The organism is Achromobacter sp. SD115 (genome assembly GCF_017355315.1).
GTDB classification, from domain to species: Bacteria; Pseudomonadota; Gammaproteobacteria; order Burkholderiales; family Burkholderiaceae_B; genus Achromobacter; species Achromobacter xylosoxidans_B.
In genome coordinates, this window is record NZ_JADIJM010000047.1 from 1 (window position 1) to 3,355 (window position 3,355).

The 3,355-nt window shown below is 52.2% G+C and carries 2 rRNA genes; both read right to left on the reverse strand.

Annotated elements, in window-relative coordinates:
• Positions 1–12: 12 nt before the first annotated feature.
• A 5S ribosomal RNA gene (gene rrf / locus IPU70_RS32645) occupies positions 13–125 on the reverse strand.
• A 198-nt stretch (positions 126–323) separates the two neighbouring features.
• Positions 324–3,208 (reverse strand): 23S ribosomal RNA (locus IPU70_RS32650).
• Positions 3,209–3,355 lie beyond the last annotated feature (147 nt).

The window sequence follows — 3,355 nt, forward strand, 5'->3', positions numbered from 1 at the left end:
TGCGGAATAAAAGCTTGACGATGACCTACTTTCACAGACGTCCGTCCACTATCATCGGCGCAAAGTCGTTTCACTGTCCTGTTCGGGATGGGAAGGAGTGGTACCAACTCGCTATGGTCGTCAAGCGTAACTGGTTGAGCAGCTGCGGTGAGGCAACAGCTCCAATCTTGGAAGAAACACAACGCGTGGTGATCAGAGTCAGACTCGATGATCACGCACGGGGGGGTGTAATTGGTGTTGGCTGGCTGCCGACGGTGCAGCCAGATTTTGTATTGAACGACACTTGGAACGCTACATCACCAGGTCATAACCATCAGTGTTATAGGATCAAGCCTCACGGGCAATTAGTATCGGTTAGCTTAACGCATTACTGCGCTTCCACACCCGACCTATCAACGTCCTGGTCTCGAACGACCCTTCAGGGGGATCAAGTCCCCGGGATACCTTATCTTCAGACGAGTTTCCCGCTTAGATGCCTTCAGCGGTTATCTCTTCCGTACTTAGCTACCCGGCAATGCCATTGGCATGACAACCGGTACACCAGAGGTACGTCCACTCCGGTCCTCTCGTACTAGGAGCAGGCTCCGTCAAGTATCCAACGCCCACGGCAGATAGGGACCAAACTGTCTCACGACGTTTTAAACCCAGCTCACGTACCTCTTTAAATGGCGAACAGCCATACCCTTGGGACCGGCTACAGCCCCAGGATGAGATGAGCCGACATCGAGGTGCCAAACACCGCCGTCGATATGAACTCTTGGGCGGTATCAGCCTGTTATCCCCAGAGTACCTTTTATCCGTTGAGCGATGGCCCTTCCATTCAGAACCACCGGATCACTATGTCCTGCTTTCGCACCTGTTCGACTTGTCAGTCTCACAGTCAAGCACGCTTATGCCATTGCACTATCAGCACGATTTCCGACCGTACCTAGCGTACCTTCGAACTCCTCCGTTACACTTTGGGAGGAGACCGCCCCAGTCAAACTGCCCACCATGCACTGTCCCCGATCCGGATAACGGACCAAGGTTAGAACCGCAAACAAACCAGGGTGGTATTTCAAGGATGGCTCCACGTGATCTAGCGACCACGCTTCAAAGCCTCCCACCTATCCTACACAGGCCGGTTCACAGATCAATGCAAAGCTACAGTAAAGGTTCATGGGGTCTTTCCGTCTAGCCGCGGGTAGATTGCATCATCACAAACACTTCAACTTCGCTGAGTCTCAGGAGGAGACAGTGTGGCCATCGTTACGCCATTCGTGCAGGTCGGAACTTACCCGACAAGGAATTTCGCTACCTTAGGACCGTTATAGTTACGGCCGCCGTTTACCGGGGCTTCGATCAAGAGCTTGCACCCCATCACTTAACCTTCCGGCACCGGGCAGGCGTCACACCCTATACGTCGACTTTCGTCTTTGCAGAGTGCTGTGTTTTTAATAAACAGTCGCAGCCACCGATTCTCTGCGACCCCATCATGCTAAGCGCGCAGGCGCTTCACACTACCGGGGTATACCTTCTCCCGAAGTTACGGTATCAATTTGCCGAGTTCCTTCTCCTGAGTTCTCTCAAGCGCCTTGGAATATTCATCCCGTCCACCTGTGTCGGTTTGCGGTACGGTCTCGCACAGCTGAAGCTTAGAGGCTTTTCTTGGAACCACTTCCAATCACTTCGCAAGCAATGCTCGCTCGTGCCACACCCTTGATTTACGCGCCCGGATTTGCCTAAGCGCCATCTTCGATGCAGCAACAGGGACATCCAACACCCTGATGATCTTCCGCGATCCGTCCCCCCATCGCACTGTACGACGGTACTGGAATATTAACCAGTTTCCCATCAGCTACGCATCTCTGCCTCGCCTTAGGGGCCGACTCACCCTGCGCCGATGAACGTTGCGCAGGAAACCTTGGACTTACGGCGAGGGGGCTTTTCACCCCCTTTATCGCTACTCATGTCAGCATTCGCACTTCTGATACCTCCAGCAGCCTTTACAAGCCACCTTCGCAGGCTTACAGAACGCTCTCCTACCGCGTGCACTAAAAGTGCACACCCGCAGCTTCGGTTTATCGCTTAGCCCCGTTACATCTTCCGCGCAGGACGACTCGATCAGTGAGCTATTACGCTTTCTTTAAAGGATGGCTGCTTCTAAGCCAACCTCCTGACTGTCTATGCCTTCCCACTTCGTTTCCCACTTAGCGATAATTCGGGACCTTAGCTGGCGGTCTGGGTTGTTTCCCTCTTGAGTCCGGACGTTAGCACCCGGTGCTCTGTCTCCCAAGCTGTACTTGCGGGTATTCGGAGTTTGCCATAGTTTGGTAAGTCGCCATGACCCCCTAGCTATAACAGTGCTCTACCCCCCGCAGTAATACTTGAGGCACTACCTAAATAGTTTTCGGAGAGAACCAGCTATTTCCAGATTTGTTTAGCCTTTCACCCCTATCCACAGCTCATCCCCTAATTTTTCAACATTAGTGGGTTCGGTCCTCCAGCACGTGTTACCGTGCCTTCAACCTGGCCATGGATAGATCATCTGGTTTCGGGTCTACACCCAGCGACTGAATCGCCCTATTCGGACTCGCTTTCGCTACGGCTTCCCTATTCGGTTAACCTTGCCACTGAATGTAAGTCGCTGACCCATTATACAAAAGGTACGCAGTCACCCCACAAGGAGGCTCCTACTGTTTGTATGCATACGGTTTCAGGATCTATTTCACTCCCCTTCCGGGGTTCTTTTCGCCTTTCCCTCACGGTACTGGTTCACTATCGGTCGATCACGAGTATTTAGCCTTGGAGGATGGTCCCCCCATCTTCAAACAGGATTTCACGTGTCCCGCCCTACTTGTCTTACGCTTAGTTCCACACACAAGATTTCGCCTACAGGGCTATCACCTGCTACGGCCGGACTTTCCATTCCGTTCGACTATCTTGCGTGCTAAAACGTAAAGGCTCTTCCGATTTCGCTCGCCACTACTTTCGGAATCTCGGTTGATTTCTTTTCCTCGAGCTACTGAGATGTTTCAGTTCACCCGGTTCGCTTCCACTGGCCTATGTATTCAGCCAGGGATACCGCATTGCTGCGGTGGGTTTCCCCATTCGGACATCTACGGATCAAAGCTTGTTTGCCAGCTCCCCGTAGCTTTTCGCAGGCTACTACGTCCTTCATCGCCTGTGATCGCCAAGGCATCCACCATATGCACTTAGTCGCTTGATCCTATAACGCTGTAGGCTATAGGACCTGAGTATTAGCGTTTGTGCCGTTCATAAGTTTCAAAGCAGTCTGAGGTTATTCACCCCAGTCTTGAGAACTTGGAACAAAATTAATGCAATCACAACCCGTACTTATCTTCATCGACTTGCG